The 7,960-nt window shown below is 42.6% G+C and carries 8 protein-coding genes; all 8 read left to right on the top strand.

What is annotated here, in order from left to right:
* A partial coding sequence (locus QZY09_RS10115; protein WP_295671980.1) for an outer membrane beta-barrel protein occupies positions 1-319 on the top strand: 319 nt, incomplete at its 5' end.
* Between the two features lie 293 nt (positions 320-612).
* Positions 613-1,743 carry a sensor protein KdpD gene (locus QZY09_RS10110; protein ID WP_295671978.1) on the top strand — a complete coding sequence of 377 codons (1,131 nt, stop codon included), beginning with the start codon at positions 613-615 and terminating at the stop codon, positions 1,741-1,743.
* A complete protein-coding gene (locus QZY09_RS10105; RefSeq protein WP_295671975.1) occupies positions 1,743-3,458 on the top strand; it encodes an ATP-binding protein in 1,716 nt (571 codons plus the stop codon). Before QZY09_RS10110 ends, QZY09_RS10105 begins: the two co-directional genes overlap by 1 nt.
* Before the next feature lie 173 nt (positions 3,459-3,631).
* Positions 3,632-4,741 (top strand): DUF5009 domain-containing protein, encoded by a 1,110-nt coding sequence (locus tag QZY09_RS10100; protein ID WP_295671972.1) that lies wholly within the window; start codon positions 3,632-3,634, stop codon positions 4,739-4,741.
* The gene (locus QZY09_RS10095; RefSeq protein WP_295671970.1) at positions 4,738-5,376 is read left to right on the top strand and encodes a hypothetical protein; all 639 of its coding nucleotides are present in this window, start codon (positions 4,738-4,740) and stop codon (positions 5,374-5,376) included. The genes QZY09_RS10100 and QZY09_RS10095 overlap by 4 nt, the downstream gene beginning before the upstream one ends.
* Positions 5,377-5,565: 189 nt before the next feature.
* On the top strand, positions 5,566-6,051 hold the full coding sequence (locus QZY09_RS10090; protein ID WP_295671967.1) for a hypothetical protein: 486 nt from the start codon (positions 5,566-5,568) through the stop codon (positions 6,049-6,051).
* Positions 6,052-6,243: 192 nt separating this feature from the next.
* Complete coding sequence (locus tag QZY09_RS10085; RefSeq protein WP_295671964.1) at positions 6,244-7,200, top strand: acetyl-CoA carboxylase carboxyltransferase subunit alpha; 957 nt, start codon at positions 6,244-6,246, stop codon at positions 7,198-7,200.
* Between the two features lie 50 nt (positions 7,201-7,250).
* Positions 7,251-7,721, top strand: a complete 471-nt coding sequence (locus QZY09_RS10080) for a hypothetical protein (RefSeq protein ID WP_295671961.1) — start codon at positions 7,251-7,253, stop codon at positions 7,719-7,721.
* Positions 7,722-7,960: the final 239 nt, after the last annotated feature.

The following is a 7,960-nucleotide window of genomic DNA, read 5'->3' as shown; positions in this document are numbered from 1 at the left end:
CTCAAACGGTGTAACCGGTGGATTTTCGGGTGTAGCCCTGTATCCACAATTAGCCGTATCAAAAGCGGTAACCTTAGGATTAAGGGGTGAATATTTCACTACAAAAACCGGAACTTATTCAACCGGCGGCTTAGGCCCTGCAGCCGGCGAATCGGTAACTGGTATCACTTTTACAGCAAATGTTAAAGCAGGCCCGTTAACCCTGATCCCTGAAGTAAGATTTGACAATACATCAAAAAGCGACCAGTTTGTTGATGGCAACGGTAATTTTACAACTGGTGCTTCACAATTTGTATTGGCTGCTGTGTATGCATTCTAAAACTTATGTTTTATAGGCGCATGAAATAATAAAGAGAAACGCGGATTATTTTATTATAATTAATTATTGTTTGTTAATTATAGTTTGGTTTGATTGAGATTCGCGTAACAAAGGGGGTGCTTGCACCCCCTTTATAAGGTTTTGATGGTTAGTTGAGTGGTTGATTAAGTTGATTAAGTGAATGGTTATAAATTGAGTTAATTTTGCTGCAAATATTTTAAATGGAGTATTGAAAGCCCATCCGAAAATTCAACTTAATCAACTACTCACCTAATCAACATTAAACTAATGCAATGAACGAAGAAAATAAAGAGCAATCGGTTGAGCATTTTCTCGAGTTGATAAAAAAATCGAGGCGGGGGAAGTTTAAGATCTATATCGGCATGAGTGCCGGTGTGGGTAAAACTTACCGGATGCTAAAGGAAGCCCGTAGTTTGCTGCGCAATGGTATTGATATAAAGATAGGCTATGTTGAAACGCACATGCGTAAAGAAACGCAGGCCCTGGTAGAAGGATTGCCTATTATTCCGCGGCGCAAGCTTTTTTACAAAGGCAAGGAATTAGAAGAGATGGATCTGAACGCCATTATCAACCTGCGGCCCGAAGTGGTAGTGGTTGATGAACTGGCCCATACCAATATTGAAGGCAGCAAAAACGAAAAACGGTGGCAGGATGTGGTGGATATTTTGAATGCAGGCATCAATGTGATCAGCGCGGTTAACATACAGCATATTGAAAGCCTGAACGAGGAGGTTGAAAAGATAACCGGTACGGCTATCAATGAGCGTGTACCCGATAAGGTATTACAGATGGCCGATGAGGTAGTGAATATTGACCTTACCGCTGATGAACTGGTTGATCGCCTTAAGGAGGGGAAAATTTATGACGAAAAAAAGATCCAGCAAGCCTTAAATAACTTTTTCCAGGCGGAAAGGATTCTGCAGTTGCGCGAGTTGGCTCTAAGGGAAGTGGCTAACCAGGTGGAGCGGAAAATAAATACAGAAGTGCCCAAAAATATCAAAGCACGACCCGAAATATTTTTAGCATGCATTAGTACCAACGAGGAATCGGCGAAGATTATCATTCGCAAAACAGCACGGCTGGCATCATATTACCATTCAAACTGGTTCCTGCTGTATGTGCAAACTTCCAACGAAAGCAGTGATAAAATAAACCTGGCTTCGCAGCGGCACCTCATCAATAACTTTAAATTAGCAACCCAACTGGGGGGCGAGGTTCTAAAGGTAAAAAGTAATAACATCGCCAAAACGATATGGGAAACGGCTGAAAAATACGACGTGACGACCATATGCCTGGGCAAGCCCCACTTTAAGTTTTACCAGTTGGTAATGAAAACAGCTGTATTTACCCAATTGCTTAATAAAATGTCGAAAACACATATTGATCTTGTAATACTATCATAATGACTATCAAAAATAAACTCCGGATTGGCATCAGCTTTTTGTTCCTGCTGGCATTAATATGCTGCGGTTTGTCTATCTATTATCTTAACCGCTTGTCTGCCGACGCTAAGAATATATTAAAGGATAACTACGAAACCGTAACGTTTACTAAGAATATGGGTGCTGCTGTTGACGCGAGCCCGGGCGAGCTGGGTAGCCGGCAAATAAAGATTATCGAGGAAAACCTGGTGAAACAGGAACACAATATAACAGAACGCGGCGAAAAGGAACTCACGGATTCATTACGCCGGAAATTTGAGGAACTTAAGAAAATACGTAATAATCAGCCGGCGGCCGCCGGCCTTCACTCCGATATGAAGCGTTTGCTGTATAGCATCATGCAGCTGAATATGAACGCTATAGAGCATAAGTATGAGAGAGCGGAAGGGACGGCAAATGATGCTACCTTGCTGGTAGCTTTTGTAGGCTCGTTTCTGTTTTTGGTGGCATTTAGCTTTGTGGTTAACTTTCCGGGCTATATTGCCAACCCCATAAAGGAACTGACGGAGCGGATCAAAGAAGTTTCGAACCGGAATTATCACCAGCAGCTCAATTTTAAATCAAATGATGAGTTTGGCGAACTGGGGCAGGCTTTTAATACCATGACAACCAAGCTTGATGAATATGAGCACAGCAACCTGGCCAGTATTTTATTTGAAAAGAAACGGATCGAAACCATTATTAACTCCATGCACGACGCTATTATTGGGCTGGATGACAAATCGTTTATCATTTTCGCCAATGAAGTAGCCTGCACATTGATCGGTATTCCTGAAAAACACCTTACCGGGCGTTCGGCCCCTGAAATCTCTCAGGAAAATGATTTACTGCGTAACCTGATGGTCAACGATCAGCACAAAATGAAAATTTTTGCCGACGGCCGCGAAAGTTATTATACCAAGGAAGTGCTGGAGGTAACAAACGATGATAAGGTGATAGGAAAAGTGATCACCCTAAAAAACATCACTGAATTTCAGCAACTGGATGATGCTAAAACCAATTTTATCGCCACCATCTCGCATGAGTTAAAAACGCCGATATCTTCTATAAAAATGAGCCTTAAATTGCTGGAAGACGACCGGATAGGCAAAGTAAACTCCGAGCAAAGGCAATTGCTGGAGAATATTGATGAAGATGCGCGCAGGCTGCTGCAGATCACCGGTGAATTACTGGATATGGCGCAGGTGGAGACCGGCAAATTGCAATTGAATTTTGGTAAAACCCACCCAGGAAATATTGTTGATTATGCAGTTAAGGCACTGAAAACAACGGCCGAACAAAAGCAGGTTACCATCAACGTGCAATGCGAACAAAGTTTGCCTGATGTGCAGGCCGACCTGGACAAAACGACCTGGGTTTTAATCAACCTGCTATCAAATGCCATTAAATACAGCCATGAGAAATCTGTTGTTGACCTGGTAGTAAAGATCTATAAGGCGGATGAAATCGAATTCTCGGTACAGGATCATGGCCGCGGGATAGACCAGCGCTATCTCTCGAGGATCTTCGACAGGTATTTTAAAGTGCCTGGCGCCACTACGGAGCAAACCGGTACAGGTTTGGGCCTTGCCATAGCCAAAGATTTTATTGAGGCCCAGGCAGGCAAAATAGGCGTTGAAAGCGAAATTGGCGAAGGCAGCAGGTTTTACTTTACGCTGAAAAGGTTTGGGAAATAAAATAAATTTGTCATTGCGAGCGTAGCGTGGCAATCGCGGACTATGCGTTACCGCCCTACATTGCCGTCAGAAAAGTTCGCGATTGCTTCGTCGTTCCTCCTCGCAATGAAAAAGTATAAACGAGGTTTTAAATTTAATTCTTACCTTGAGTTAAATTTAAAACCTCGTTTACCATGCCTTCAACCCAAACACCGGCACCCCTAACCGGGCGCTTGCTTTCACTTGATTTTCTCCGTGGTTTTATCATGGTGCTGCTGGCCATTGAATCTACCGGCATCTATGATTATTTATTTGAGCATTCCAAAGGGACCACATTTAATAATTTCATTATCCAGTTTACGCATCATCCCTGGCATGGCCTCCATTTTTGGGACCTGGTACAGCCGGCGTTTATGTTTATGGCCGGCGTATCGATGGCTTATTCGCTCCATAAACAGTGGGCAAATGGTGTAACCTGGGGTCAATCCTTCAAAAAAACATTAAAACGCTGTGCATTACTATTCTTTTGGGGCGTGTTTGATTATGCGGTAAGGCCGAAAGGGTTAAGCTTTGAACTTTGGGATGTACTTACCCAATTATCATTTACAACGCTGGTTGCATTCCTCATCTTCCGGTGGAGCAATATGGCACAGATAGGGGTATGTATCGGGCTGTTATTGCTTACTGAAGTTTTGTACCGTTTTACCAACGTTCCCGGTTTTAATATGCCCTTTACCGATCAGCATAATTTTGGCAATTATATGGATACCATATTGATGAATAAAATTAACAAGGGTGGCTGGGTGGCTATCAATTGTATCCCTACTGCGGTACATACCATTGCAGGTGCACTGGTAGGTAAAATGCTACTGAACGGTGAAAACAAGCTCCGGACTTTGCTTTTATGGGGATTGGTCTGCCTTGTTATCGGTTTTGGCCTGGATGAATTTGGCATTACGCCCATCATCAAAAGGATCGCGACAAGCTCATTTACCCTGGCATCCCTTGGTTGGTGTTTATGGTTTTTAGCGCTTTCGTATTGGTGGATCGATATCAAAGCTCACCGCAAGCACTTAACCTTTTTTACCATAGTGGGTATGAATTCGCTGTTTATCTACCTGTTTTTTGAGATCGTGGGCGACAGGTGGTTTACCGCGTACATTACAGTTATCTCCAACGGTGTTTTAAGCTGGGTTAATGCGGGCGACTTAATAAAAGCCCTGGTAGCCGCCATTTGTGTTTTTGGTTTGGAATGGGGGATGTGCTACTTTTTGTATCAAAAGAAGATATTTTTTAAGTTATGAGGAAAGTAATTATTGGGCTGCTTTTGTTTTTGGCGCCGGCGTGGTTATGCGCTCAAACTGAACAGGATAATTATGACATGTACGCCCAATATCTCCGATTGGTTAAGACCGATATAGAAGGGAATGCAAATTTCGTCGTCCGCGAATCAACAGATTACGGTCGGAGTAATTATTCAGGCATTTCTCGTTCAGTGGAAATTCTGCACCGTTGGTATGAGGATGGTCAACCGTCAGTTCCGGGTAATGCACAATACCAAACCTTCCTGCGGAAAATAAAAGAAGATACCACTTTGATCGGTTTGATGGTGCAATTAGACGAAAAAATGAGTCAGCGGTTCGTTGTTGAAAATCGATTTCCACCCGATCTTCATATAACGATCATCAGCGACGAAGCCTACCATAAAATCTTTAGTGGCAGGGGATCGGTGTTTAAAGCCTGGGGCAAATTCGACAAAAAATACCCGGGCCCCGCGTATATTATCAATTTGTCGGCAGTGGTGAGCGACGGTAAAAGGGCGCTGTTTTATTTTTCCAGGGCATGGGCTGCTTTGGCGGGATATACTTCGGTGGTATTTTTCGAAAAAGAAAACGGGCAATGGATATACGTTGGCACCAACAACGTTTTTAAATCTTAATTGATACAACCAGAAAAACGTTTATGAGAAAACGTATTGGTCATTTTTTGTTTTGCCGGGCGTTGCTTAAAAATTATCAATTAAAAACATCCGGGTTGATCCTTTGTTAAGGGTGTAATTTATTAATTGATTAATTCCTTAATAATTGCAAATTTGAAAATGATTTTTACGACCAAAAAATTATTGCTCTTGTTTATAATTGTTGCCCTTTACTGCGATGCAAATGCGCAATCTACTGCCGATAGCACTATAAAACACTCCCCTTTAAAGACATTAAATGATACCCAATACAACGCGCTCATCAGCGGAGAGGATATTTCGGGGATGTCATTAGCGGCTGAATTGAATAATTACCCCCTGCCTGACAACGTGCTGAAACTGAAAGAAGAATTAGGTTTGAGTGCCATACAGGTAAGTAAAATAAGTGCTATCGCGAAGGAACTGCACAGGAAAAAGCTGGAAATGGGATTGATCATCATCAATAATGAACGGACTTTAGACAGTATTTTCAGGTACCACCGGCTGGATAACGGCTCGCTGATCTTTTATGCCAACAGGTATGGATTGTACGAGGGAGAGCTCAGGAACGCGATTTTACAGGCTTGTTTGGCTACCCATGGGCTTTTAACACCACAGCAATTAAAGTGGTTTAAAGGTTTACATAAAGCTAATTAAGCGCAGCCTCACCCTGCCCTCTCCAAAGGAGAGGGTGAAAAAAAGGAAAATAAGCGAATAAAACGACGTTAAAAATCCTCTCCTTTGGAGAGGATTTAGGTGAGGCGAGATTAAAGTGACGCTTTACATAAAGCTAATTAAAAAATAACATTAGTTTTAGTTAATTTAGCGGCCCCCAAGAAAGTTAAATATATGAAGATAAGTTTTGACTTTGAAAAGCCCCTTGCCGACCTGCAGCAGCAGATCGAAAAGGTGAAACAGGTTGAAGATAAAAACAAGCTCGATATGTCGGCGACGATAACGGAGCTGGAAAATAAGCTGGAAACAACCCGCCACGAAATATATGCCAACCTTAGCGGCTGGCAAAAAGTGCAGATCTCGCGCCATCCTGAGCGGCCTTATACGCTGCAATACCTGGAGTTGATGTGCGATGATTTTATCGAACTGCACGGCGACAGGACCGTTGGCGATGATAAAGCAATTGTTGGCGGTTTTGGTACCATTAACGGCCAAACTGCCATGTTTATCGGGCATCAAAAGGGAAAAAACACCAAGGACAGGCAGTACCGCAACTTTGGTATGCCCAATCCCGAAGGGTACCGCAAAGCCTTAAGGCTGATGAAACTGGCCGAAAAGTTTAACAAACCAGTGATTACACTGATCGATACTCCCGGAGCATTCCCCGGCCTTGAAGCCGAAGAGCGCGGACAAGGCGAGGCCATTGCGCGCAATTTGCTGGAAATGTCGGTTTTAAAGGTGCCCATCATTTGTGTCATTATAGGTGAAGGCGCTTCAGGCGGTGCATTAGGTATTGCCATAGGTGATAAGGTAATGATGCTGGAGAACTCCTGGTATTCGGTAATCTCTCCCGAAAACTGCTCCACCATCCTATGGAAAACCTGGGAAAATAAAGAACGTGCAGCCGAAGTTTTAAAGCTGACTTCTACCGAGATGTACAAAAACAAGTTGATTGACGGCGTAATTAAAGAACCCCTCGGCGGCGCCCACCAGGATCCCGTTGCCATGGCAGCCACCCTGAAAAAGCAACTATTAAAAGACCTGAAAATATTAAAGGAAAAGAATGTTGATGAACTGGTAACAGACCGCATCAACAAATTCTGTGCTATGGGCGTGGTGATTGAAGGGTAAGAATGATGCTTATGCCGACAAAAATATTACCTATTGCTTTAATCATAACAGTGATATTTATCATTGGCAGCAAGGCCTCAGCCCAATCAAAGATCAGCGGTATCGAGGCCAGGCTTTTTTATAACCAAAAGTCAGATCAGGATAATTCACCCGTTGACAAGGTTAGCGGAACTTTTTCTAAGCAGGATATAACCACGGGAAAGGTGGCGCTGTGGAATACGATCATAGGAGAAGGCGGTGCAGAAGGCCCTTCAAACCAAACTATTGTGATCGTTGGTGTTAAGTCGGGAAAATACTCCAATAAGCGGCAAACTTTACGATTTACCGCTTCAGTGGAAAAAAAAATAATTCACCGTGAGTTACAGACCTTCAGCGTAATAGGCGATAACGAGAATTATAAGCTGCTATTCCTGCTGAATGACACAGGATGCAGTAACGTGATCATCAACGCCGAACTGCTTATTAAAGGTAAAGTTGTATCCACTTTATCCAAATCAATTCATTTTGAATGTGGTGAATAGGGTTGTCATGGTCGCAAAAGGTTGATATTTTTTAAAACGGGAGATTTTAAAGCGGGAAAATGAAAGCGGGAGCACCTGGTATAAGGTCGGAAATGCATTTTCAATAAATTGAGAGAAAAACTTAAGTTTCAAAATTTGAAACTATTCAAAAAGAAACGATCATAACAAAAAAGGGGTACTGGGTAGATTCAACTCACCAATGCAACAATATTGTCTAAGTTAGTGTAAAAAACATGTTT

It is taken from the genome of uncultured Mucilaginibacter sp., from assembly GCF_903913935.1.
In the GTDB taxonomy this organism is placed as follows: domain Bacteria; phylum Bacteroidota; class Bacteroidia; order Sphingobacteriales; family Sphingobacteriaceae; genus Mucilaginibacter.
This window is presented reverse-complemented; position numbering and strand designations above follow the sequence as displayed.